Source organism: Luteimonas aquatica, from assembly GCF_022662575.1.
In the GTDB taxonomy this organism is placed as follows: Bacteria; Pseudomonadota; Gammaproteobacteria; order Xanthomonadales; family Xanthomonadaceae; genus Luteimonas; species Luteimonas aquatica.
The window spans coordinates 1,204,103-1,228,339 of the sequence record NZ_JALBFU010000001.1; the positions used below are offsets into that span (position 1 = coordinate 1,204,103).

Genomic DNA, 24,237 nt, shown 5'->3' on the forward strand with positions numbered 1-24,237 from the left:
CATCGTTTGGAATTGGGGCAACACTGACTTGATCAGCGTTGCCTTGGTTAGAAACTGGCTTGCAGCGCCGCTTCGATGCGGCTGCCTGCGGACTTGTCGCCAAAGAATTCCTTGGCCTTGGAATCGGTGCCGTGCGCGGTCAGGCGCACCTCGAGTGCGCGCCCTTCGCCGATGCCGGCGAAGGCCCAGACCGCGCTGATCGAACCGTGCGTGTAGTCGTCGTCGCGGCGGTCGCCGTTGACGTCCTTGAGCGCGTAGTGGGCCAGGGTCGCCTCGAAGCGCAGGCGCTCGTTGACCGGCATCCGTGCCCCGACCAGGCCGTAGACGCCGCGCTCGTCGTAGCCGAGCGCGGTGTTGGACCAGCCCAGCGAGGCCCAGTAATTGCCCTTCCAGGTCACGGTGCCGTTGAGCTCGGTCCAGTTCAGATCGGTGGCGGTCGAGGGATAGCGGTAGTGCAGGACGTTGACGTCCAGCGCCCAGTCCTCGTCGAGGTTTCCGGCCCAGCCGATCGCGTAGTCGAACTCGCTGCTGGCATGGGTCTGCGGCGCGAACTCGACGTTCGAGGCCCAGACCGAGCCGTAGACGCCGGAGTCGCCGGCGATCCTGAAACCGGCCTGCACCGCCGGGTCGCCCTGGGTCTGGGTGCTGCCGCGCCACACGTAGTCGGTGGTGAGCGTAGCGTTGCCGGCGAGCGTCGCCGCGCCGGCCGGCGCGGCGCACGACAACAGGCCGGCGCAGGCCGCGGACCGCGCGGCAATGCCGGCGCGGCGGCCTGAAAACACTTGCGAGAGCATGAGGAAATCCGTTGAAAATCCGCCCGGATCGGGCATGGCGAAATTTTCGTGCGGATGCGCGTAAAGCCGATATGCCCGGCATTCGCGAAGGCGTAAATTCGGCGTAAAGACCGGGCCGGTTTGCGTCATCTTCGGCCGGGGCCGCTATCCGCCATGCGGCGGTTCCCGAATGGCCGGAACGGCCGGCCGGGCCGGACCGGCCATTCGCCGCTCAAAGCCGCCGTGCGGCGGAGAAAGGCGCCGCGTCAGGCGTCCGCGTCCGCGGCCACGAAGCCGCCGGTCTGGCGCCGCCACAGGCGTGCGTACAGGCCGTCGCGGGCGACCAGTTCGGCGTGCGTGCCGGTCTCGATGATCCGCCCTTGGTCCATCACCACCAGCCGGTCCATGCGCGCGATGGTCGACAGGCGGTGCGCGATGGCGATCACCGTCTTGCCTTCCATCAGCGTGTCGAGGCTGTCCTGGATCGCGGCCTCGACCTCGGAATCCAATGCCGAGGTCGCCTCGTCCAGCAACAGAATCGGCGCGTCCTTGAGCAGCACGCGCGCGATGGCCACGCGCTGGCGCTGGCCGCCGGAGAGCTTGACGCCGCGCTCGCCCACCATCGCCTCGTAGCCCGTATGCCCTTCCCCGTCGACCAGCGTGGCGATGAAGCCTTCGGCGCGCGCATTGCGCACCGCCGCCTCCAGCGCTTCCTGGCCGGCATCGGGACGTCCGTACAGCAGGTTGTCGCGGATCGAGCGATGCAGCAGCGAGGTGTCCTGCGTCACCACGCCGATCTGGCCGCGCAGGCTTTCCTGGGTGACGGCGGCGATGTCCTGGCCGTCGATCAGGATACGGCCGGCCTCCAGGTCGTACAGGCGCAGCAGGACGTTGACCAGCGTGGATTTGCCCGCGCCGGAAGGCCCGACCAGGCCGATGCGCTCGCCGGCCCGCACTTCCAGGTCGAGCCCGGCGATCACGCCGCCGCGCTTGCCGTAGTGGAAGTGGATGTTCTCGAAGCGCACCTCGCCGCGCGTGATGCGCAGCGGCCTGGCGTCCTCGCGGTCCACCACGGTATGCGGCTCGGCCACCGTCTGCATGCCGTCCTGCACGGTGCCGATCGCCTCGAAGATGCCGTTGACCACCCACATGATCCAGCTGGCCATGTTCTCGATGCGCACCACCAGGCCGGTGGCCAGCACGATCGCGCCGACGCTCACCTTGCCCTGCGACCACAGCCACAGGGCGAGGCCGGCGGTGCCCACCACCATGCAGCCGTTGAGCAGGGTCATGCTGACGTCCATCACCGTGGTGATGCGGGTCATCGCGCGCAGCTTGGCGACGTTCTCCGCCACCGCCTCGGCGACGTAGGCATCCTCGCGCTCGGCATGCGGGAACAGCTTGAGCGTGGCGATGTTGGTGTAGCCGTCCACCACCCGCCCCATGAACTTGGAACGCGCCTGCGACGCCTGCCAGGAACGTTCCTTGGTGCGCGGCACGAAATAGGCCAGCATCGCCACGTAGCCGACCAGCCAGGCGAGCAGCGGCAGCATCAGCCAGGGATCGGCCTGCGCGAACAGCACCAGCGAGGAGACGATGTAGACCAGCACGTGCCAGATCGCGTCGACCACCTGCACCGCCGACTCGCGCAGCGACGCGCCGGTCTGCATCACCCGGTTGGCGACGCGGCCGGCGTAGTCGTTCTGGAAGAAGCTCAGGCTCTGCCGCACCACGTGGCGATGCTGCTGCCAGCGGATGCGCGCGGTCAGGCCCGGCGTCAGCGTCTGGTGCACGAGCAGGTTGTGCAGGCCGAACAGCACCGGCCGGGCGATCAGGATCACGAACGCCATCCACAGCAGTTCGCTGCCGTGGCGCCGGAAGAAGCCGTCCGAAGGCACGTCCTTGGCCATGTCGACCAGGCGGCCGAGGTAGTCGAACACCGCGACCTCGACCAGCGAGCCGAACAGCCCGACCACGAACAGGGCGACGAAGATGCCGCGCACCTGGCGCAGGTAGTGCCAGTAGAAGCGCCACACGCCGCGCGGCGGCGTTTCGGCGCCGGTCTTGGCGAACACGTCGATCAGCGACTCGAACCAGCGGAAAATCATCGACAGCTCCTTGTGCGTCCGCGGATTGTCTCATCCGCGACGTGAGCGCTTCCTTCGCGCCGGCGCGGCATTCCGCAAGAAAACCCGATGCGGGGGCCCGGCGGAAGCGCGGCGCGCGCCGCTATTGCCTGGCGTCGCCCGCCTGCTTGGCCGGCACCAGGCGCAGATCGTGGAAATCGAAGCTGAAATCGGTCAGAGGCGAGATCGCCTTCATGCGCGCCTCGACGATCCCGCCGTCCGGATCGAGCGCGAAGGTGAGGAACGCGTCCGCGTTCAGGCTGCGGTCGCGCCAGCGCACGATGAAGCTGTCGTGCTGCCAGTGCTCCAGATCGCCCAGCAGCTGCGCGGTCCTGGCGAACTGCAGCTGCAGTCCCTTTCCGGAGGAGGAGATCACCACGTCGCCGTACCAGGCGTCATGGTAGGTGCCGGCGTAGGACGCCAGCGGCAGCGACGGCCTGGACGCCTTGTCGCGCGCCGCCTCGTGCTTGCGCCAGCTGTCGTCGGCATCGCCCTTGGCCTTGGCCACCGCCGCGGCGTACGCCGCCAGCCAGTCGGTCTTCGGCGCGTCGAGGAAGGCATCGAGCACGCGCATCGTCACCGCGTTGAAGGCCGCGCCCACCTCCTGGTTGGTCAGCACGATCACGCCCAGCTTGCGCGAGGGCACCAGGGTCAGCCGCGACACCATGCCCGGCCAGCCGCCGGTATGCCAGACCAGTTTCTGGCCGCGGTAGTCGCTCAGCTGCCAGCCCTCGCCGTAGCCGAGGAAATTCGGCATCGCCGCGGCCAGCGCGGGCACGGACGGCTTGGGCACCGGGATCGGCGTGATCACCGACCACATCTCCTGCTGGCGCTTCTCGCTGAAGAGGCGCTTGCCGGCCTCGCCGTCCGCCGCCGCGCCATCCCTGATCGCGCCGCCGTCGAGCTGCACGCGCATCCACTTGGTCATGTCGTGCACGCTCGAATACAGCCCGCCCGCGCCGGCCACGTTCGACCAGGTCAGCGGCGCCACCGGCTTCAGGTCCTTGAAGTCGTACAGCGCGTGGCCGGTGGCGACGTTGTCGCCGGGCTTGACCGAGTCGCTGTTGAAGCGGGTCTCGTCCATGTCCAGCGGCCCCAGCACCCGCGTGCGCAGGAACTGCTCGTAGGACATGCCGCCGACCTGCTCGATCACCATCTGCGCCACGCCGAAGAGGATGTTGTCGTAGGCGTAGCGGTCGCGGAAGCCGTTCTTGATCGGCACCTCGCGCAGGCGCTCGGCGACCTCGCGCGCGCTGTAGGTGGTGGTCGGCCAGAACAGCAGGTCGCCGGCGCCCAGCCCGAGGCCGCTGCGGTGCGCGAGCAGGTCGCGCACGCGCATCTCGCGCGTCACGTAGGCGTCGGACATGCGGAACCAGGGCAGATGGTCGATGACGCGGTCGTCCAGAGAAAGCTTGCCCTCGTCGGCCAGGATCGACAGCGAGGCCGCGGTGAAGGCCTTGGTGTTGGAGGCGATGGCGAACATGGTGTGCGCGTCCACCGGCGCGTCCTCGCCGAGCTTGCGCAGGCCGTAGCCCTTCTCCAGCACGATGCGCCCGTCCTGCACCACGGCCACGGCGATGCCGGGCACGTCGAACTGCTTGCGCACGGCCTCGACGTAGGCGTCGAAGTCCTGCATCTGCGCCGGCAGCGCCGGGGCATCGGCCGGCGGCGCCGGCTGTGCCTGCGCCGCCGAGGCGGCGAACGCGATCGGGATCTGCAGCACGAGCGCGCAGCAAAGACGCAACAGGGACATCGCCGATCCTCTCCGGGCATGCCTCGTCCGGGCATGAAGCCCGCATTGTAGTCGGCGCGGATGCTGCGGTGCAGCCAACTCATGTCACGGTCTCCGGGTATCCTGCGCCTTCCCCCGTTCCCGCGAGCCCCGCATGTCCCAGGCCGCCGATACCGTCTCCACCATCATCCCGGCGATGCGCTATCGCCATGCCCTGAAGATGATCGACTGGCTGTGCGAGGCCTTCGGCTTCGAAAAGCAGGAGGTCCATGCCGAGGGCGAGACCGTGCTGCACGCGCAGCTGGTCTTCGGCAACGGCATGATCATGCTCGGCTCCGCCGACAACGCCAGCGAATGGGGTCGGCACGTGGTCCAGCCGGACGAGGTGGGCATGCGCGAGACGCAGAGCGCCTGCGTCATCGTCCGCGACGCCGACGCGCACTACGCCCGCGCCAAGGCGGCCGGCGCGCAGATCGTCATCGACATCGCCGACCAGGGCTACGGCGGCCGCGGCTACGCCTGCCGCGACCCCGAGGGTCACCTGTGGTGGTTCGGCAGCTACGATCCGTGGAAGGGATGAGGCTCGCCCGGCCCGGTGTCCCGCTCGGCGTGGAGCCTCGATGACAACGCGTCCGTTGCCTGTCGGCATCCGCGCATGAGCGGCCTGTTCGACTCCGTCCCGCGCCCCGTGCAGGGCATCCGTACCGGCATCGGCGGCTGGACCTACGCGCCCTGGCGCGGCGGCATGTTCTACCCCGAGGGCCTGGTGCAGCGGCGCGAGCTGGAATACGCCAGCCGCCAGCTGACCGCCATCGAGATCAACGGCACCTACTACGGTACGCAGAAGCCGGCGACCTACGCGAAATGGCGCGACGAGACGCCGCCCGGCTTCCTGTTCTCCGCCAAGGCGCCCAAGCGCATCGCGCAGGCGCGCCGGCTCGCTGGCACCCGCGTGCAGGCGGAGGACTTCATCGGCGGCATCCTCGAGCTGGGCGATCGCCTGGGCCCGCTGGTCTGGCAGTTCGACGCCGGACGCAAGCTCGACGCCGAGGACTTCGCCGCCTTCCTGGACCTGCTGCCCGCGCAGGCCGGCGGCCGCGCGCTGCGCCACGTGCTGGACGTGCGCGACCGCGATTTCATCGACGCCCGCTATCTCGCCCTGGCCCGGGACCGCGGTATGGCGACGGTGTTCACCGACTCGTCCGACTATCCTTCCTTCGCCGACCTCACCGCCGATTTCGTCTATGCGCGGCTGATGCGCTCGCGCGCCGACGTCGCCAGCGGCTACCCGGCGCCGGAACTCGCGCAATGGGCCAGGCGCGCCCACGCCTGGGCGTCCGGCGGCCAACCCGACGACCTGCCGCGCATCGACGCGGAGACGGCCGTTCCGACGCGGCCGCGCGAGGTCTTCGTCTACTTCATCAGCGCCGCCAAGGAACGCAACCCGGCGGCGGCGATGGCCTTGCACGCCAAGCTCTGATCCGGGGCGTCCGGCCCGCGAGGTTCAGCCGTGCGGCAGCGGCCGCTGCAGCAACGCGATCGCCACTGCCGCGCCGATCGCGCAGGTCAGCGTCACGTAGTAGGCGGGCGCCATGCCGCCCAACGACGCCGACAGCCAGCCCACCAAGGGCGGCGTGATGCCGCCGAACACCGCGTAGGCGACGTTGTAGGAGAACGAGAGCCCGGAGAAGCGCACAGCGGGCGGAAACGCGGCGATCATCACCGCCGGCACCGTGCCCACCGTGCCGGCGAAAAACCCGGCCAGCGCGTACAGCGGGACGAACTGCGACTGCGCGCCCGCGGCCAGGTGCGCATACAGCAGGCAGGAGGCGGCGGCCAATCCGATCGCGCCGACCAGCAGCGTGCGCGCCACGCCGAAGCGGTCCGTGGCCCAGCCGAACGCCAGGCAGCCCACCGCCAGCGCGGCGGTGGCGACGCTGTTGCCGCGGAAGGCCAGCGCCGCCGGCAGCGCGAACGCCTCCTGCACCAGCGTCGGCGTCATCAGGATCATCACCACGATCGCGGCGGTGAGCATCCACGACACCAGCATCGAGATCGCCACGCCGCCGCGATGCCGCGCCAGCACCTCGCGCACGGGATAGCCCTCGGCCAGCTCGCGCCGCTCGCGCATCTCGGCGAACACCGGCGTCTCGCTCAGCCAGCGGCGCAGATAGACGGCGAGCAAGCCGAACGCGCCGCCCAGCAGGAACGGCACCCGCCATACCCAGCCCTGCACCTCGGCCTCGCTGTAGCGGGCATTGATCCACGCCGCCAGCAGCGAACCGATCAGGATGCCGACGGTCAGGCCCGCGGTGAGGCTGGCGCAGGCGAAGCCCACGCGGTTGCGCGGCACGTGCTCGGCCACGAACACCCAGGCGCCCGGCACCTCGCCGCCCACCGCGATCCCCTGCACGATGCGCAGCAACAGCAGCAGCAGCGGCGCCAGCACGCCGGCCTGGGCGTAGGTGGGCAGCAGCGCGATCAGCAGCGTGGGCACCGACATCAGGAACACGCTCAGGGTGAACATGCGCTTGCGCCCGACCAGGTCGCCGAAGTGCGCCATCACGATGCCGCCCAGCGGACGCGCCAGGTAGCCGGTGGCGAAGATGCCGTAGGTCTGCAGCTGCGCCAGCCACGGCGCCGTGTCGGGCGGGAAGAACAGGTGGCCGAGCGCCTTGGCGAAAAACACGAAGACGACGAAGTCGTAGAACTCGAGCGCGCCGCCGAGCGCGGACAGTCCCAGCGTCCTGGCGTCGCCGCGATCGAAGGGACGGTGCATGGCGGCGAGCCGCGCCGCGCCGGATTCGGTTGCCATGGCGCGCATTGTCGCCCGCCGGCGCGCGATAATGCACGGCCATTCCCCTATCGCCGTTGCCGTCCATGGCGCGACATGCCCACCCCGGCCGCTCCGGCCCCGCCGCCGCGCTGACGGCACGCATCGAAACTCCCGGCCCGACGTTCGGGGCCCCGACCGATGGCTAGGCACGGCCTCTCGCCCCAGGCCAAGGCGCAATGGCAGATCCACCTGTGCGTGGTGCTGTGGGGCTTCACCGCCGTGCTGGGCAAGCTGATCACCCTGGCCGCGCTGCCGCTGGTGTGGTGGCGCATGCTGCTGGTGACCGGCGCGCTGGCCCTGCTGCCGCGCGTCTGGCGCGGACTGCGCGCGATGCCGCCGCGGCTGCTGGCCGCCTATGCCGGCATCGGCGCGCTCGTCGCGCTGCACTGGCTGACGTTCTACGGCGCGATCAAGCTCTCCAACGCCTCGGTCGGCGCCACCTGCATCGCCCTGGGCACGCCGATGACCGCGCTGCTCGAACCCTGGCTGGCACGGCGGCCGTTTTCCTGGCGCGACGTGCTGCTCGGGATCGCGGTCCTGCCCGGCGTGGCCCTGGTGGTGGGCGGCGTGCCGGCGGGCATGCACCTGGGCATCGCGGTCGGCGTGGTCTCGGCGCTGCTGGTGGCCTTGTTCGGTTCGCTCAACAAGCGCTTCGTCGAGCACGGCGATCCGCTGACGATCACGGCGGTGGAGCTGGGCGCCGGCACCTTGCTGCTCACGCTCTGCGTGCCGCTGATGCCGCTGGTGTTTCCCGCCTTCGCCGGCAAGGTCTTCGCCCTGCCCGACCCGCGCGACTTCGGCCTGCTGCTGGCGCTGGCGATGGCCTGCACGCTGTTTCCGTTCGCGCTGTCGCTGGTGGCGCTGCGCCACATGAGCGCCTTCGCCGCGCAGCTGGCGGTGAACCTGGAGCCGATCTACGCCATCGTGCTGGCGATCGTGCTGCTCGACGAGCAGCGCGAGCTCAGCCCGCAGTTCTACGTGGGCGTGGCCATCATCCTCGGCGCCGTGCTGGCGCACCCGCTGCTGACCCGCCGGCGCCGGATCGAGCATCCGGAGACCCTGGCCACGGCCGAGGCCAAGGGCATCGTCGAATAAAGTGCGCCGTCGGATAGGCGACGGACGCGGCGCCGTTCGACATGCGATCCGGCATCGTCATAGCCCGCGCCAGCCCTCGTAGGCGGTGAACACGGCCGTGGCCACCAGCAGCCCGCCCACCGAGCGCGCCAGCAGCACGTCCGCGCCCGGACGCGCTGCCAGCCAGCCGCGCACGCGGTCGCCGGCCAGGGCCATGCCGCCGTACACGCCCGCCTGGGTGGCGGCAATGATCCCGCCCATGACCAGGGCCTGCAGCCAGAGCGGCCCGTACTCGGGTTGGATGAACTGCGGGAACACCGCGAGCATGAACAGATAGGCCTTGGGATTGAGCAGGCAGGTCAGCATGCCCTGGCGGAACGTCGCCAGCGGCGGCTTGCGCGATTGCGGCGCCGGCGCGCCGAACGCGGCGCGGCTGCGCAGCAGCGACACGCCGATCCAGGCGATGTACAGCGCCCCGCCCAGCAGCACGCCGTTGAACGCCGCCGGCACCAGCCGCAGCACCGCCATGATGCCCAGCGCGCCCATCGCCACATGGCAGACGCCGCCGGCGATCACGCCCGCGGTCGCCAGCAGTCCGTCGCGCCGCCCGCCGACCAGCGCGCTCGCCATCACGTAGGCCATGTCCAGCCCCGGCAGCAGCACCACGCCGAAGACCATCACGAAGAACAGCCACAAGTGCGCGGTGTGTTCCATGGCGCGCCGTCCTCAGCGCGAACCCGATGCGGCGTCGGCACCGTCCGCGGGCGCGCGCATCGGGGCGCGGGAGAAATCCATCACCCAGTTGGTCTCCCAGGTCCTGCCGCCGTCGCCGGAGAAGGCCTGCTCCCAGCGCGGCGTCGCCGTGCCGGCACCGGTCCACAGCTGGCGCACCAGGATGGGCTTGCCGTCCAGGCGATCCTCGCCGTCGAAGCGGCCGACGCCGTCGACGAAGCGGCCGCGCACCGGCGGCTGCAGCAGGCCGTCGCGCTGTGCCACCCAATAGTCGTTCCATTGCGCGCTCTGCCGGTCGTAGAAGCGCACCGACACGCCCATCGCGCCGGTCTCGTCGGAGCGCAGTTCGTCGTAGTTGCCCATGCCCTCCAGCAGCGGCATGCCGATCAGCGTGCCGGTGGAGATCTTCCACGCGGTCGAGCCCTGCAATTGTTTCGGCAGCCGCCTGTTGCGCACGTACCAGTGGCCGCGCAGGAAGTCGAAGTCGCGCGCGTGATCCGCGCGTGCGGCGTCGGCCGTTGCGGCGGCGACCGGGGACTGCGCGCCGGCCGTGAAGCCGAACAGGCAGGCGGCGCAGGCCGCAAGGATGGCGGGACGCGGCGGCGGATGGCGCATGGCTGGATTCCTGGGCGGGAAGCACGTCGTGGCGGCGCCTCGACGGTGCCGGCGGGCGCACCGGCGCCCGCGAAGAAAGGCTAGAATCCAATCAGGGCGATTTCGGCCCTAATTGACGTCCATCCTGTCGCCATGGAACGCCCCGCCACCCGCGTCCTCGCCGTGCTCGAACTGCTGCAGACGCATGGCCGCCTGCCCGGCTCGGAACTGGCGCGCCGCATCGGCGTCGACGGCCGCACCCTGCGCCGCTACGTGGTGGCGCTGGAGCAGATCGGCGTTCCGATCGTGGCCGAGCGCGGACGCTACGGCGGCTACGCGCTGGTCGCGGGCTTCAAGCTGCCGCCGATGATGTTCACCGACGACGAGGCGCTGGCGCTGTCGGTGGGCCTGCTGGCCGCGCGCAACCTCGGCCTGGCCGATGCCGCGCCGGCGGTGGCCAGCGCGCAGGCCAAGCTGGAGCGCGTGATGCCGACCACGCTCAAGCGGCGCGTGCGCGCCATCGACGAGACGGTGGCGCTGGACCTCGCTCCCGGCACCGCGGCGAGCGGCAGCAATGCCACGCTGATGACGCTCAGCGGCGCCGCGCAGTCGCGCCAGCGCGTGCGCCTGCATTACCGCACCGCGCAGCGCGGCGCCACCGAACGCGACCTCGATCCCTACGGGTTGGCCTGGCGCGGCGGCCGCTGGTACGTGGTCGGCCACTGCCACCTGCGCGGGGACGTGCGCTCCTTCCGCCTGGACCGCATCGAGGACGTGCGGCCGCTGCCGAAGAGCTTCGGCCGGCCCGAACGTTTCGACACCCTCGCCCACCTCGCCTTCTCGCTGGCTTCGCTGCCGCGCAGCCACGCCGTCGAGGTGCGCCTGTCGGCCGACCTGGCCACGGTCAAGGATGCGCTGTTCGAGGCGATCGGCCTGTTCGAACCCGACGGCGACGGCGTGCTGCTGTTCGCGCAGGTCGACGACCTGGACTGGTTCGCGCGCGAGCTGGCGCGCCTGCCCTTCGATTTCGAGATCCGCGGCCCCGCCGCGCTGCGCCGGGCGCTGCGCGCTCAGGCCGGACGGCTGCGGCGGATCGCGGGGCGCTGACCGCGCGCGCTCAGAACAATCCCGCCGCTACCGCGCACGCCGGCGCCAGCAACAGCAGCCATGGCGCGCGGCGCGCGTTGGCGGCATGCGCCAGCACCCAGGCCAGCGCGCCCAGGCACAGCAGCACGCTCCACAGCACCGGCCCGAACTCCCAGCCGTCGCGCCGCACCAGCAGGACGAACGCCGCCGCCTGCAGCAGCACGCCGGCGAGCACCAGCACGCGGCTTCGCGCGGGCATGGGTTCCTGCCCGAAAGTCGCAAGGTAGTGCCGCGGCTGCGCCAGGCAGATCGCCGCCCAGGCGGCGATCGACAGGCCGGCGCAAAGCCAATACGGATTCATGCCGACGCCTGCGCGGCTTCGGGGACCGCATTCGCGCCCGCGACGGCAGAACGCCCTGCGCGCCGCCCCAGCCACAGGAACGCCATGCCCAGCGCCAGCGCCACCAGGTCCACCGAGGCCATCGCCCAGTTGCCCGCAGCCACGGTGCGCAGCAGCGAGCCGGCCGGCGCCACCGCCATCGACAGCAGCGGCAGGCCCAGGGCGAGCGCGGCGGTGGCCAGGAACAGGTCGCGCCAGGGATTGCCGCGCCTCAGGCGCAGGCAGGCCCAGAGCGCGGCGAGCGCCCAGGCGATGCAGAACACGCGGATTTCCTGGGTGGCGCGCTCGGCGATGGCATCGGGCAGCAGGCGGTTGGCCCACAGCATCGCCGCCACCGCCAGCGGCATGCCCGCGACCACGCCGGCGTTGAGCGCGCGCACCAGCCCGTAGCCGGAGACCACGCCCGCCTCGCGCACGCGCCGGGCGCGCTTCTCCACCCACACCTGCATGCCGCAGGCGAGCATCACGCAGCCCGACAGGCCGAGCACGAAATAGAGCCAGCGGAACAGCGCGCCACCGAACTGCACCATGTGCAGGCCGCCGAGGAAGGCATAGGTGGAATAGCCGTCGCTCGGCCGGCGCCCGTCGGCCAGGCGCGCGCCGGTGACGCCGTCGTAGACCACGTTGCGGTAGTTCCAGGCCACGTGGCGGCTGTGGTCGAGCGCCACCGTGACCAGGGTGGACGCGTCGGCCGGATGCTCCACCGAGACGATCCAGGGATCGGCGCCCAGGCGCCGGCGCGCATCCTCGACCATCGGCAGCAGCGGCGCGCGCGAGGGCGGCGGCTTGTGCATCTCCTCGCGATGGGTGTAGGGCGAGGCTTCCTGGTAGAACTTCTCGGCGTCGCCGCCGTAGCCGAGCTTCAGCCCGGCCAGCATGTACGAGGACACGAAGATCGCCACGCCCGTGTAGGCGATCATCAGATGGAACGGCAGGCCGAGCACCGCGCTGATGTTGTGCCCGTCCAGCCAGCCGCGCTGGCCGCCGGCGCGGAAGCGCAGCAGGAAGAAGTCCTTGAAGATGCGCTTGTGGATGACGATGCCGGTGAGGATCGCCACCAGCATCATCATGCCCGCCAGGCCGACCAGGTACATGCCGATGTTGCCGGCGTGCAGGTTGTAGTGCAGCGTGAAGAAGAATTCGCCGCCGGCGGTGTCGCGCAGCCTGGCGCCGGTCGCGGCGTCGTAGGCGTGGACCTCGAAGCGGCCGTCGTCGTGGTAGGCGCCGCCCTTCATCGCCGGGAAGCGCGCGGTGGGCAGGTACAGGTACCAGGCGTGCGCGCCGGGCTCCTCGCGCTCCAGGGTCGCCGCCAGCGCGTCGAGCGCCGGCCGCTCGGGCGCCTGCGCCGCGATCCCGGGACGCATCCAGCGGTCGAGCTCGGTGTCGAAGCAGGCGATGGTGCCGCCGACGAAGATCACGAACAGCAGCCAGCCCACGATCAGCCCGGCCCAGGTATGCAGCCACGCCATGCTCTGCGAGAAACTGTTCTTCATGGCCGCATCGCCTGTTCGCCGAATGCCAGCGCGATCGCGTACAGCACGCCGCCGATCGCCAGCAGTACCCACCAGGCGCGCCAGGTGCCGCGCGCGGCGAAGGCGTACATCGCCGCCGCCGCCCACACCGCGAAGCACAGCAGGCTGGCGGTGATCACCCGGTTGGGCCGCGACATCGGCAGCGCCAGGGTGAGGAAGGCGGTGCTGCCCCAGGCCACCCAGTAGCCGGCGACCAGCGCCGCCAGCACGCGCGCGGCGGCGATCCAGGGATGCACGCCGCGGCGCGTCTTGCGCGCGGCGGCCGCCTGCGGCGGCGCGACGCTACGCATCGACGGCCGCCCGATTGCCGGGCGGAGGGTGGCGAAGCGTCATGGCGCGGGAGATCGGATTCACGGTCGAAAGGAAAAGGCGGCTGTCGAGCGACCGCGGAATACGCCGATCTTAACGAGATTGATTCTCATGCGCAACGAGAGCCGTCTTCCCTCGCGCCGTGACAAGTTCCGCCCTGGCGCGAATCACCCAGGCAACGAGCACAATCGCTCCGGGGAGCGCGACAAGGGATGGAACGGGCGACCGCCATGACAATGGAGTCGAGGGAACGCTTCGCGTCCCTGCTGGAACGCCATCGCGGCATCGTGATGAAGGTGGCGCATACCTACGCCTTCGGCGCCGACGACCGCGCCGACCTGGCGCAGGAGATCGCCGCCCAGCTCTGGCATGCCTGGCCGCGCTACGAGGCCGCGCGCAGCTTCTCCACCTGGATGTACCGCATCGCGCTGAACGTGGCGATCTCGCACGTGCGCGACGCCGGCCGCCGCGGCCGCCACTGGGTACCGCTGGACGACACGCTGCACGATCTCGCCGACGACAACGCCACCGATCCCGAGGCGGCGCAGCGCGTGCGCGCCCTGTACGGCTTCATCGCCCGGCTCGCGCCGCTCGACCGCGCGCTGATGCTGCTCTATCTGGAGAACCACAGCGGCCGCGAGATCGCCGACGTCCTCGGCATCGGCGAAAGCAACGTCACCACCAAGATCAGCCGCCTCAAGCAGCGCATCCGCGACGAAATCTGACCCCTCCTCCCGGCATCCGCCCAGGATGCGCAAGCAACGATGGAAATCCGCATGGACCCCGACGAACTCAAATCCGCCTGGCAGTCGCTCGACCGCCGACTGCAGCAGCACAATGCGATCCACCTGCAGCTGTTCCGCGACAGCCGGCTCGACAAGGCGCGCTCGCGGCTGCGCCCGCTGTTCTGGGGGCAGATCGCGCAGATCCTGTTCGGCCTGGCCTTCGTGCTGCTGGCCGGCGTCCTCTGGTCGCGGCAGCCGGACGCGCCGCACCTGGTGATCGCCGGCGTGCTCGTCCAGCTCTACGGCATCGTCACGATCGCGCTGGCCGGCGGCACCCTCGGCAAGATCTCCGCGATCGACTACGCCGCGCCCGTGCTGACGATCCAGAAGCAGCTGGGCGCATTGCGCCAGTTCTACATGCACAACGGCATGGTCATCGGCCTGTCCTGGTGGGTGCTCTGGGTGCCGGTGATCATGGTGCTGGCCGGCGTGACCGGCGGGGACCTGTACGCCCGATCGCCGCTCACGGTCTGGTGCGGCCTGGGCGTCGGCGTGCTCGGGCTGCTGGCGACCTGGGGGTTCCACCGCTGGGCGCACCACCCCAGCCGCGCCCGGCTCGGCCAGCGCCTGGACGACAACGCGGCGGGCGGGAGCATTCGCAGGACGCAAAGCCTGGTCGAGGAAATCGCGCGCTTCGAGCAGGAATGAGCCGGACCCGGCGCCGCGAAATCCCCGGCACGAAAAAAGGGCGGAGTGAACTCCGCCCTTTTCCGTTTCGGAACCGTGCCGCTCAGCGCAGGCTGTAGCCCGACACGCGCCAGGTCTTGTCCTCGTCGAGCCGGAACGACACCAGCTCGCGCACCGGCTGCGGCGCGCCCGCGAACTTTGTCGGCACCGCGACGTTCAGATACAGGCCCTCGGGCACGCGGCCCCCTGCCCGGAACTGCGAGCGGGTGACCAGCGCCTGTCCGCGCGCGCCCGGCTTGCCGAGCTTGTTGCGGTCGATGGTGACCTGCTTGACGAATTCGTCGCGCGAGACCGCGCGCTTCATGGTCGCCGAGGCGCTGTCCCAGACCTCGCCGATGCGATTGGCATCGACCATCTGCATGACCTGCTGCGCGGCCTGGGTCATCTGCGCGTTCTGCTTGGCCAGCTGGGCCTGCTGCTCCGGGGTCAGCGCCGGCTGGGCCGGCCTCGCGGCGGCGGGCTGGCTGGGCGCCGGGCGCGCGGGCTGGGCCTGCTGCGCGGACACGCTGCCGATGCCGCCCAGCAGAGCCGCGAACAGGAAAAGACGGCTGTGTTTCATGGACATTCCTTGCAAGAAAGGGGTGCAGGGGTCCTGGAGTCTACGACAAGCCCGCGTGGCTGCCCACGGCCGCCGCTCGCCCGCGTGCATCCCGATCGCCGCGCTGCGACACTGGCGGGGTCCCCGCTTTCGGCCCGCCCATGCCTCGCCTCGATTTCCAGCTCGACCGCGACCACGTCGAACTCAACCAGTTGCTCAAGCTCACGGGGCTGTGCGACAGCGGCGGCGCCGGCAAGGCCCTGGTCGCCGAGGGCCGCGTGCTCGTGGACGGCGCGGTCGAGCTGCGCAAGACCTGCAAGATCCGCGCCGGACAGCGCGTGCAGCTGGACGACGTGGAGATTCGCGTCGCCTGACGCGCTTCCGGGCTGGACGGAAAACCTGCGTCGGGCTGACGCCGCACCGGAACACCGGCGCGGCGCGCGCGGGTCAGTGCCGGCCTTCCTCGGCCGCCACCGCGCCGGCGCGCGCCTGGGTGGCGGGGAGCACCGCCACGGGGCTGTCGGCCAGGCACTTCGCGTCGGGGAAGCCGTATTGCTCGCGCAGCGGCTTCGCGCAGGCCTCCAGGTCCAGCGCGGACTGCCCGGACGGATCGGCGACCGTGCACTGCCGGTCGTAGTCGCGCTGGTAGGCGTCGCGGCGCTTGACGAACTCGTCGCCGCAACGCCGCGCCAGGCGGATGCGGTCCAGGTCGTCCTGCACCGCGTTCTCGCCCGACAAACCATATTCCTTCAGCTCGGTCTCGCTCAGCAGGCGCAGGCTGCGGTTGGGCACCGTCATCATCAGGTCGGCCACCGCCACCGAGGCGCCGTTGCGTTCGAGATAGTCCTTCATCTCGCCGTAGACCTCGCGCAGCTCCTGGCTCAGCTCGGCGCGCGTGTTCGCCTTCGAGCCGACGCGGATCATGCGATGGATGCCGATGCGCCCGGCGATCCGGCGATCGTCGCCGGCGGCCAGCACCAGCACGCAGGCGCTGTGGCAGATCGCATCCTGGCGCACGCGGATCGTCCACTGCGATTCGGCGATGGCATCGCCCGCCGGCATCGCGTCCTCGACGCGGCCGCCGGTGGAGTCGATATCGAGGATGCGGCGGCCGATGTGCAGGCGGTCGGCCATCGCCGACACGCGCTGCATCAGCGCGGTGAAGTCGCTGCCGATCTTGCCCTTGTAGCGCACGCGCACCAGGGCCTTTTCGCGGCAGGGCGCGACGGCCGCCGACACGCTCTTGAAATCGAGCTCGCTGAGCGCCCCGGGCAAGACAGGCGCCGCGGCCGCGGCGTCCGTCGTCGTGCCGGCGGCCGGCTCGCCCTGCCCGGCGGCCGAGGCCGAGGTACCGGCCTCCGCCTCGGGAGCGGCCGGCACGGGCGCGGCGGCTTCCCGGGGCACCGGCCGCGGCGAGGCGGCGGGCGGTTCGATCACGATCTCGGGCGCGGGATCCTCGGCCTCGCAGCTGATCGACGCCTCGCCCGAGGTCACCCGGATCGGCGGCCAGTCGGTGCCCTTGAGCACGTCGACCTGCGCCGCCCTGGCCGGCTTGGCGTCGCTGCTGAGCGCGCCGCTGTCCTCGCCGCTGCTGGCCGGGACGGTCAGCGGCTTGGGCGCCGGTGGCGGAACGGGCGCCTGCTGCCGGCATGCGACGAGGCCGGCGCCGAGAAGCAGCGGGAACAGGATCCTGGACGTGCGCAAGCGGATTACCGTGGCGTGACGGCCCGGGCGGCCGTGAAGGGCGAAACATCAAGTGTAGGGGGAAGCTGCCGGCGCATTGCCAACCTCCGGTGAATCCGCCGTCACCGCCCGCGTGGCGGCGCTTGCGCGGACGCGGCGCGTTGCGCGACGCGTCGACGCGCGAACCGAAGTCATCGCACCGTCGGCAACGGCAACGGCGCGCGCTGCGCGCCGGCGCCGCTCATTCCTTCTTCTGCAGCCGGCTCGCGTGGCTGGCCGCCAGCTTCCAGCCGCCATCGCGGTAGACCCAGGTATCGGTGAACTGGAAATCGGCCGCGAAGGCATCGCCGCCGGAACTGCCCTTCACCGTGGTGATGCCGGTGACGATGGCCGCATCGCCGTACAGGCGGACATCCTGTCCGTGATTGCGGAACTCGCTGTAGAGCGGATCGCGCTTCTCGACCTCGGCGAGGTTCTGCGCCAGGTCGGTGACCGCGCCGCGCGAGTCGGTCAGGGTGAAGGTCGGATCCAGCGCCTCGCGCAGCGTCTTGGCGTCGCCCTGCTCGAAGGCGCGGCACAGGACGGCTTCCACGCGCAGGATCTCGGCCCTGTCCTGCGCCGCGTCGCGCGCCTGCGCGGCGGTCGCGGTCATGGCGAGTACGGCGACGAACATCGGCATCAACGGCTTCATGGTCACTCCGGTCGGGATGGCGGCCTCGCGGACGGCCCGGCCGTCCGCACGAAGCGGCCATCTTAGAGGCTGGCCGGAGCGGATGCATGGGCCGCGGCGGCGCCCGCGGCCGCATCGCGCCATGCCTCCAAGCTAGGCCTTGGCGCGCCGCCTCGCGGCGGGCCTGGGCGCCCGCGCCGTCCGCTCCCCGGCCAGCAGTTGCGCCGCCAGTTCGCGCGCCGCGCTCCGCAGCTCGGGCACCGCGGTGATTTCCCACAGCCGGCCGCGCAGCAGCGGGCCGATGCAGTACAGGCCGGAGACGGCGCGCCCGGCCGCATCCTCCACCTCGTACCGCGGCGTCGTTTCCAGCCCGAGCCCGAGCGCGTCGGCGCGCACCAGTCCGGATTCGCGCAGGTGCAGGACCAGCGGATGCGTGGTGCGGGCGATGTCGGTGTCCAGGCCGGTCGCGCGGATCAGATAGTCGTAGCGTTCGCTGTTCATCCGCGTCTGGCCGCGATCGCGGATCAGCGTGTCGACGCCCTCGCCGTCGGTGGACAGGCCGGCACGCAGCAGGCGTCCCGCGCGCACCTGCAGCTGGCCGCTCACCTGCAGCTCGTCGAGCTCGGCCGACACCTGCGGCGCGAGGCGATGGCGGAAGATCTCCCAGTACGAGCGCACGTGGCGCACGAAGCGGCCGCGCTGCGCCGGCGGCAGCTGCTGCCAGAACGCCTGCGTATGCGGCCGCAGCGCATCGATCACGCTGCGCCAGTCCGGCACCACCGGCGCCAGCGAACGGATCGCGCGCAGCAGCTGGCCGACCTCGCGCGCGGCCAGCGCGCGCAGCACGTGCGGCGGAAGCTCGATGGCGGGACTCGGCTCGGGCAGATGCGGCTGCGGCAGGCGGCCGTGACGCGACAGCGCCGTGATCGGCCCGCGATGCCCGCGACGGCGCAGGGTCGCCGCCACGTCGGCCATGGTCAGGCCGGTGCCCACGATCAGCAGCCGCGCCGAGGACGGGATGCGGTCGAGGGCCCCGTCCTGCCACGGCCAGCCGATGTAGCGCGCATGCGCCGCCAGGCGCGGCCCGACGCCGGCCAGCCGCTGCGGCGGCAGCGCGCCCAGCGCGAGCACGACGCGATCGCTGAAGAAATCGCTGCCGTCGGCCAGGTGGACGCGGAAGCCGCCCGGCTGCCGCTCGATCATGATCGCCTCGTATTCCAGGCAGGTCAGGTTCGAGGACAGCGCCTGCACCGACTGCAGGCGGTCCTGCAGATACTCGCCGTAGGCCAGCCGCGGCAGGAAGCTGTCGCGTCCGCGCTCGGTGAGATTGAGCCAGTCGGCGAATTCGCCCGGATTGTCCGCGCTCGCGCCCAGCTGCCGCGCGCGCACGTTGAGCAGGTGTTCCGGACGCGCCTCGCCGTAGGCGACGCCGCGCGAGAAGGTGCTGCCGACGCCCACCAGGCAGACATCCAGGTCGGAGTCGTCGGGCGTGGCCAGTTCGGTGGCGAGCGCGGTTCCGCTGAAACCGGCGCCGATGATGCTGATGCGCATGACGGACTCCTGCTTGAAGTGGCGCAACTTGTAGCAGGGCCCGACACGCGGCTTTGTAAAAAGCCGGTTAGCGCGATGCGCCGCGCGTCGCGCATTGGCGCAGGCGCGCCTGTAACGCGATGTAACTTCCGGATTCCGAACGCGCGCGTGCGCGTTTCCGGCGATATGACGAAGGGTTATCTTCAGATGCGAAACGCGGCGCGGCGCGCCGGAATCAGGCGATCGGCAGCGATTGTTTTGCCCTGCACAAATCGTCGTGCCATTCCCGCACCGCTTCCGCCTTGGCGTCGATCCTGCCGCTGCCCGCCTCGCCCAGCGCGCTGCAGGCCGCGTAGCCCGCGCTGGCCAGTTCGTACTGCCGCACCCAGCGCTGCCGAAGCGCCAGGCCTTCCGGCCTCACCGGCCAGACGCCGGGCCGCGGGCGCAGATGCGCGGCCATGCCGATGCGCCACGGCTTGGGCGTCACCCGCGCGCGGAAGCAATGCTGGCGCCGGCACATGCGCGCATACACCGGATCGACGCCGAGTGCGTCGAAGCACGCGCGCACCGCTTCTTCGCGCGGATCGAACAGGCGATGCAGGACCAGGACCCGCCAGCCCGCGGGCGTCCGGTACGTGCCGACGTGCCAGTCCGGATGCGCGCGCAAGAACGCCTGCAGCCGCCGTTGCGCGCGGCGCTCCGGACCACCTGCCCTCGCCCACAGATAGCGCTGCACGCGTCCGGCCACCCACGCCCCGCACAGCAGCGCGATCGCCGCACCGGCCACCGCCACCTTGGTCGATTGCGCGAGCAGGCCCGCGATCGTCGCAAGCGCCAGCAGCGACAGGAAACTCGATGCGTAGAGCCGCCGCCCGGGTCCGGGGTCGGCGAAATCGATATCGACGAACAGCACGTCGGGCGTGTTCAGGCACAGCGCGCCGTAGCTGTTGCGGCTGAGCACGGCATCGCCGCGCCGATCGACGACCTCCTCGCGGATTGGCACGCCCTCGGCACCGTTGTAGGGAAGCTTCGGGTCGTGCCTGGGCAGGCGCTCGCCGGCCAGGATGCGGCGCATGGCTTCTTCCGCGCGCACGCCGGCATGCGCCTGCGCGGTCGCCTGGCTGTCGTCGGACCATCCGAACCGGCGCACCGTGACCTGCCGGCCGCCGCTGCGATGCCGCCGCCGGGCCTCGGCCCAGTACCGCGGAACTATCATGCGTCCCCCTTCGCTTCGCCATCGCCACGCCCGTGCAACGGGGGCGGCGCATGTCCGCCTAGTCTACAGGCGCCCCCGCATGGGCGTCCGCCGCGGGACGCGACAGCGCCCAGAAGCCGATGTCGCGGCGATGCCGGAAACCGATGCGCGCGTACAGCTGCTCGGCCCGCGGGTTCTCGTGGCTCACGTGCAGGAACGGCAGGCGTCCCGCCGCGAGGTTGGCGTTGCACAGCATCGCGGTGAGGCGGCGCGCGTAGCCGCGGCCGTTGAAGTCCGGATGCGTGCAGATCGCGCTGACCTCCTGCAGGGCGTCCATGCCCAGCCGCTCCCCGGCCATGGCCGCCAGGCAGCCGTCGCGGTAGATGCCGACATAGCGTCCCATCTCGATCGTGCGCGCCCGGAAATAATGCGGGTAGACCCGCGCGGTCAGTGCCAGCACGTCGGCGCGGTGCGCCGGCGTTTCCAGGGCGGCGATCTCCGGCCCGTCGACCGCCGCGATCGCCGCGGGGCAGACCATCTGCGCCAGCGGCCGCAGCACTTCCAGCCGCCATCCCGCCGGCGGCCGCGCCGGCGCCACGCCGAGCAGGTAGACACGCTCCCCCGGCGCGACCAGCGCGGCCAGGTCGGCATCGCCCGCCGCCCGCGCGTGCGCGATCCCGAGGAACGGGGCGAAGTCGGCGGAATAGCGCGCGGCCTCGCCCGCGCGCTGCGCGATCCCGGCATGGCGGGTGCGCAGCGAGGACCAGAACGGGTTGTCGAGCTCCGATTCGGACATGGCCGGCCAGGCATGGCGGAACGGCGAATTCTAAAGCGCCGCCGGCATTGCGGCGGCGCATCGGCGGGCCCGCGCGCAGGCCGTAGAATCCGCCCGGTTCCGCCACCGAGGAAATCGCGATGCCCGCCCGCGACGACAGGATCGATGCCTACATCGCCAAGTCGGCCGAGTTCGCCAAGCCGATCCTGGCGCATCTGCGCGCCCTCGTCCACGAGGCCTGTCCCGGCGTGGAGGAGACCATCAAGTGGGGCATGCCGCATTTCACCCGCAACGGCAGGATCCTCGCCGGCATGTCCGCCTTCAAGCAGCACGCCGCCTTCGCCGTGCCGATGGCCGCTGCGGCCGGCGGGAGCGCCGGCAAGCGCGGCGAGGCGATGGGCGACTACGGGCGGATCACCGCGCTCTCCGACCTGCCGTCCAGGCGCGCGCTGATCGCGCAACTCCAGCGCGCGGCCCGGGCCATCGACGCCGGCGAGAAGCGCCCGCGCGGCAGGCGCGACATACCCAAGCCGCCCGTGGAGATTCCCGAGGCCCTCACCCTGGCCCTGTCGAAGAACGCCGCGGCCCGATCCCACTTCGCCGGGTTCGCGCCGAGCAAGCGCCGCGACTATGCCGAATGGATCGCCGAGGCCAAGCAGGAGCAGACCCGCGCGCGGCGCATCGCCCAGGCCATGGAATGGATCGCCGATGGCAAGTCGCGCAACTGGAAGTACGAAAAGCCCTCCGGCTAGGCCGCGTCCGGCTAATCCGCGCCATCCTCCACCAACGCCTCCCCGACCGACCGCGACCCGCGCTTTCCGAAGGACATCCCCGCATGGACCCGAAACTCACCGCCGCCCTCGTTGGCGTGGTCGCCGGCTGGTTGCTGGCGCAGCTGTCGACGAGTCTTCGCACCTGGCACGACCGGCGCCGTACGCGCAAGGCGCTCAACGACGAACTGCTGGAGATCTCCGACGAACTCGACCGCTGGTGGCAGTCCTATGCGCGAACGCTGCAGATCAGCACGCTCAAGGGCTTCGACTCGTCGACGCCGCTGCCCCTCACCCACCACATCTTCAACAACCATTACCGGGACGCCGCGATCGGCATGAACCGCCATCAGCGACGCGCGATGCAGCTGACGCACTCCTACATCGATGCGCTCAACGACAGGAACCGCGAATTCACCGAGAAACTGATCCAACTGCGCGACAAGGCCCGGTCCGACAAGAAGATCACGGCGACGGAGGCGGAGGGCTACGGCGATTCCATCAAAACCCTCCTGCGCATGGTCGGCCAGGCGAAATGGCATGTCCGGCACTATCTCGAGCACCCCGTGTTTCCGGAACTCGCGCCCAACACGCCGACACACAAGGCCTACCTCAAGCATACGGTCTCGGTGGACGAGGAGATAAAGCGCATCGAGGAATCGTCCAGGAACATCCCGCTCGAGAAGTTCAACCGGATCTACGATCCGGCCGACTTCGACGCGATTCCCGACGAATGACATGGCGCCCCTTCGGGGGCGCGGCTTCCCTCAGGTGAGGCTTCTCTCAGGCGCTGTTCCCTCAGGCGCGGATCGGCGGCCGGCGATCGATCCAGGGCTGCGCCTGTTCCAGCTGGGTCGCCAGCTGCAGCAAGGTGCGCTCCTCGCCCGGGCGTCCGACGATCTGCACGCCGACCGGCAGGCCGTCGTCGGTCCAGTGCAGCGGCAGCGACATCGCCGGCTGGCCGGAGATGTTGAACGGGAACAGGAACACGCCGTCCGACCAGAGCGCGTTGTAGGCGTCGTAGTCGGTCATGTCCATGTCCCAATGACCGTGCGGCCGCGGCGGATGCGTCAGCGTCGGCGTCAGGTAGACATCGAACGGCATCAGCTCCGTCACCAGCGCCCGGCCGATTTGCCGCAGGGCTTCGATGTCGGCGGCATGGCGCACCCCGGACAGGCTGCGCCCGCGCTCGATGCACGCCCAGGTCAGCGGTTCGACGTCCGCCGCCGTCACCGGCCTGCCGACCAGTGGCGCGAGCGACTCGAACATGCTCGCGGTCTGCACGGCGGCCATGCCGGTGTAGGCCATCCAGGCGGCGTCGGCGTCGAAGGCGGACAGCTCGTGCGCCTCGACGTGGTGTCCCAGGCGTTCCAGCAGCCGCGCGGCGTTGCGCATCGCCGCCTGCACCTCCGGATGGAAGGCTTCGCCCTGCGGCGTGGCGCCGGCGAAGCCGATGCGCAGGCGCCCGGGCGCGCGCGACGACGCCGCGAGCCAGTTGTCCTGCGGAGGCGCGGCGCTGTAAGGATCGCCGGGCAGGCTGCCGCCGCCCATCGCGTCGAGGTAGGCGGCCGTGTCGCGCACCGTGAGCGAATTGCACAGCGCATAGGTGCCGCCGTACCAGGGATCGGCCACGAACGGCGCGTAGCTGATGCGTCCGCGCGAGGGCTTCAGCCCGACCAGGCCGTTGTTGGATGCCGGCACGCGGATCGAACCGGCGCCGTCGGTGGCATCCGCCAGCGGCACGATGCGCGCGGCCACCGCCGCCGCCGAGCCGCCGCTGGAACCGCCGGCGCTGACGTCCTCGCGCCAGGGATTGCGGGTGCGCCCGGTCAGCTTCGGCTCGGTGGCGATGCTCCAGCCGTTCTCCGGCACGTTGGTCTTGCCGAGCAGCGCGAAGCCGGCGCGCTTGATGCGCCGCGCCGTCTCGCTGTCGGCGGGCGCCACCAGCGGCCGCAGGTAGGCGCAGGTATTGGCCGTGGGCAATCCGGCCCAGGGCGTGAACGCGTCCTTGAGCAGGAACGGCACGCCCGCGAACGGCGCGTCCCTGTCCGCCGGTTCGGCCGCCGCGCGCCGCGCGATGTCGTAGGTTTTCAGGATCACGGCGTTGAGCTCGGGATTGACCCGCTCGATGCGCGCGATGGCGATCTCGACGACCTCGGCCGCGGAAACCTCGCCGCTGCGGATCCACTGCGCGAGGCCGAGCGCGTCGCGGGAGGCATAGCCTTCCGCCAGGTCGTGGGTGATCTGCGACATGTTGCGGCGCCTCCCGGCTGGACGTGGGCGGGTTCGAGGGCACGGACCGGCGGTGCCGAAACCTCCGGCACTCGCCGGGCGCTTCACGAATCCCGGATGCACGGCATCCTAAAACCTGAAGCGCTCTTCAGGTCCAGCGATCGGCCGGAACGATGCG

At 71.0% G+C, this 24,237-nt stretch carries 25 protein-coding genes; 9 read left to right on the forward strand and 16 right to left on the reverse strand.

What is annotated here, in order from left to right; genetic code table 11:
* Positions 1-47 precede the first annotated feature (47 nt).
* The 3 genes from MD221_RS05615 to MD221_RS05625 form a co-directional block, all read right to left on the reverse strand.
* Complete coding sequence (locus MD221_RS05615) at positions 48-794, reverse strand: TorF family putative porin (protein ID WP_242108417.1); 747 nt, start codon at positions 792-794, stop codon at positions 48-50.
* Between the two features lie 245 nt (positions 795-1,039).
* Positions 1,040-2,878: an ABC transporter ATP-binding protein gene (locus MD221_RS05620; RefSeq protein ID WP_242108600.1), complete on the reverse strand. Its 1,839-nt coding sequence runs from the start codon at positions 2,876-2,878 to the stop codon at positions 1,040-1,042.
* Positions 2,879-3,002: 124 nt separating this feature from the next.
* Entirely contained in the window at positions 3,003-4,652 is a 1,650-nt protein-coding gene (locus tag MD221_RS05625; protein ID WP_425602206.1) for a serine hydrolase, read from the reverse strand.
* 133 nt (positions 4,653-4,785) lie between these two features.
* Here MD221_RS05625 and MD221_RS05630 point away from each other — a divergent pair, with 133 nt between their 5' ends.
* Entirely contained in the window at positions 4,786-5,211 is a 426-nt protein-coding gene (locus MD221_RS05630; protein WP_242108420.1) for a VOC family protein, read from the forward strand.
* A gap of 75 nt (positions 5,212-5,286) precedes the next feature.
* Positions 5,287-6,111 carry a DUF72 domain-containing protein gene (locus MD221_RS05635; protein ID WP_242108421.1) on the forward strand — a complete coding sequence of 275 codons (825 nt, stop codon included), beginning with the start codon at positions 5,287-5,289 and terminating at the stop codon, positions 6,109-6,111.
* A 24-nt stretch (positions 6,112-6,135) separates the two neighbouring features.
* On the opposite strand, the gene MD221_RS05640 is transcribed toward MD221_RS05635, so the two are convergent.
* A complete protein-coding gene (locus MD221_RS05640) occupies positions 6,136-7,446 on the reverse strand; it encodes an MFS transporter (RefSeq protein WP_242108422.1) in 1,311 nt (436 codons plus the stop codon).
* A gap of 159 nt (positions 7,447-7,605) precedes the next feature.
* Between MD221_RS05640 and MD221_RS05645 the strand changes: the two genes are divergently transcribed.
* Positions 7,606-8,562, forward strand: a complete 957-nt coding sequence (locus MD221_RS05645) for a DMT family transporter (RefSeq protein WP_242108423.1) — start codon at positions 7,606-7,608, stop codon at positions 8,560-8,562.
* 57 nt (positions 8,563-8,619) lie between these two features.
* Here MD221_RS05645 and MD221_RS05650 read toward each other — a convergent pair whose 3' ends face one another.
* Positions 8,620-9,255, reverse strand: coding sequence for a LysE family translocator (locus MD221_RS05650; protein ID WP_242108424.1), 636 nt, complete (start codon positions 9,253-9,255; stop codon positions 8,620-8,622).
* Positions 9,256-9,267: 12 nt separating this feature from the next.
* A complete protein-coding gene (locus MD221_RS05655) occupies positions 9,268-9,888 on the reverse strand; it encodes a hypothetical protein (protein WP_242108425.1) in 621 nt (206 codons plus the stop codon).
* 132 nt (positions 9,889-10,020) lie between these two features.
* On the opposite strand from MD221_RS05655, the gene MD221_RS05660 reads away from it, so the two are divergent.
* On the forward strand, positions 10,021-10,974 hold the full coding sequence (locus MD221_RS05660) for a helix-turn-helix transcriptional regulator (protein WP_242108426.1): 954 nt from the start codon (positions 10,021-10,023) through the stop codon (positions 10,972-10,974).
* Positions 10,975-10,984: 10 nt separating this feature from the next.
* Here the strand turns inward: MD221_RS05660 and MD221_RS05665 are convergent, their stop codons facing one another.
* From MD221_RS05665 to MD221_RS05675, 3 genes are read right to left on the reverse strand one after another with little or no spacing between them, the layout of a single operon-like run.
* Positions 10,985-11,314 (reverse strand): DUF3325 domain-containing protein, encoded by a 330-nt coding sequence (locus tag MD221_RS05665; RefSeq protein WP_242108427.1) that lies wholly within the window; start codon positions 11,312-11,314, stop codon positions 10,985-10,987.
* Positions 11,311-12,846, reverse strand: coding sequence for a PepSY-associated TM helix domain-containing protein (locus tag MD221_RS05670; protein ID WP_242108429.1), 1,536 nt, complete (start codon positions 12,844-12,846; stop codon positions 11,311-11,313). Before MD221_RS05670 ends, MD221_RS05665 begins: the two co-directional genes overlap by 4 nt.
* Entirely contained in the window at positions 12,843-13,175 is a 333-nt protein-coding gene (locus MD221_RS05675) for a hypothetical protein (RefSeq protein WP_242108431.1), read from the reverse strand. Before MD221_RS05675 ends, MD221_RS05670 begins: the two co-directional genes overlap by 4 nt.
* 249 nt (positions 13,176-13,424) lie before the next feature.
* On the opposite strand from MD221_RS05675, the gene MD221_RS05680 reads away from it, so the two are divergent.
* Together MD221_RS05680 and MD221_RS05685 are read left to right on the forward strand one after the other, a co-directional pair.
* Complete coding sequence (locus MD221_RS05680; RefSeq protein WP_242108433.1) at positions 13,425-13,919, forward strand: RNA polymerase sigma factor; 495 nt, start codon at positions 13,425-13,427, stop codon at positions 13,917-13,919.
* Between the two features lie 51 nt (positions 13,920-13,970).
* Positions 13,971-14,627, forward strand: coding sequence for a serine/threonine protein kinase (locus MD221_RS05685; RefSeq protein WP_242108435.1), 657 nt, complete (start codon positions 13,971-13,973; stop codon positions 14,625-14,627).
* Positions 14,628-14,709: 82 nt separating this feature from the next.
* Here MD221_RS05685 and MD221_RS05690 read toward each other — a convergent pair whose 3' ends face one another.
* Positions 14,710-15,225 (reverse strand): DUF4019 domain-containing protein, encoded by a 516-nt coding sequence (locus MD221_RS05690; RefSeq protein ID WP_242108437.1) that lies wholly within the window; start codon positions 15,223-15,225, stop codon positions 14,710-14,712.
* 140 nt (positions 15,226-15,365) lie between these two features.
* On the opposite strand from MD221_RS05690, the gene MD221_RS05695 reads away from it, so the two are divergent.
* Positions 15,366-15,578 (forward strand): RNA-binding S4 domain-containing protein, encoded by a 213-nt coding sequence (locus MD221_RS05695; RefSeq protein ID WP_242108438.1) that lies wholly within the window; start codon positions 15,366-15,368, stop codon positions 15,576-15,578.
* A gap of 73 nt (positions 15,579-15,651) precedes the next feature.
* On the opposite strand, the gene MD221_RS05700 is transcribed toward MD221_RS05695, so the two are convergent.
* From MD221_RS05700 to MD221_RS05720, 5 genes are all read right to left on the reverse strand, one after another.
* A complete protein-coding gene (locus tag MD221_RS05700) occupies positions 15,652-16,908 on the reverse strand; it encodes a COG3904 family protein (protein WP_242108441.1) in 1,257 nt (418 codons plus the stop codon).
* A 220-nt stretch (positions 16,909-17,128) separates the two neighbouring features.
* Positions 17,129-17,578, reverse strand: coding sequence for a nuclear transport factor 2 family protein (locus MD221_RS05705; protein ID WP_242108443.1), 450 nt, complete (start codon positions 17,576-17,578; stop codon positions 17,129-17,131).
* Between the two features lie 132 nt (positions 17,579-17,710).
* A complete protein-coding gene (locus tag MD221_RS05710; protein ID WP_242108445.1) occupies positions 17,711-19,108 on the reverse strand; it encodes an FAD/NAD(P)-binding protein in 1,398 nt (465 codons plus the stop codon).
* A 214-nt stretch (positions 19,109-19,322) separates the two neighbouring features.
* A complete protein-coding gene (locus tag MD221_RS05715) occupies positions 19,323-20,303 on the reverse strand; it encodes a hypothetical protein (RefSeq protein WP_242108446.1) in 981 nt (326 codons plus the stop codon).
* 58 nt (positions 20,304-20,361) lie between these two features.
* Entirely contained in the window at positions 20,362-21,078 is a 717-nt protein-coding gene (locus tag MD221_RS05720) for a GNAT family N-acetyltransferase (RefSeq protein WP_242108447.1), read from the reverse strand.
* Positions 21,079-21,197: 119 nt separating this feature from the next.
* On the opposite strand from MD221_RS05720, the gene MD221_RS05725 reads away from it, so the two are divergent.
* Positions 21,198-21,809, forward strand: a complete 612-nt coding sequence (locus MD221_RS05725; protein ID WP_242108448.1) for a YdeI/OmpD-associated family protein — start codon at positions 21,198-21,200, stop codon at positions 21,807-21,809.
* 83 nt (positions 21,810-21,892) lie between these two features.
* Positions 21,893-22,564, forward strand: coding sequence for a hypothetical protein (locus MD221_RS05730; RefSeq protein ID WP_242108449.1), 672 nt, complete (start codon positions 21,893-21,895; stop codon positions 22,562-22,564).
* Between the two features lie 61 nt (positions 22,565-22,625).
* Here MD221_RS05730 and MD221_RS05735 read toward each other — a convergent pair whose 3' ends face one another.
* On the reverse strand, positions 22,626-24,080 hold the full coding sequence (locus tag MD221_RS05735; protein WP_242108450.1) for an amidase: 1,455 nt from the start codon (positions 24,078-24,080) through the stop codon (positions 22,626-22,628).
* Positions 24,081-24,237: the final 157 nt, after the last annotated feature.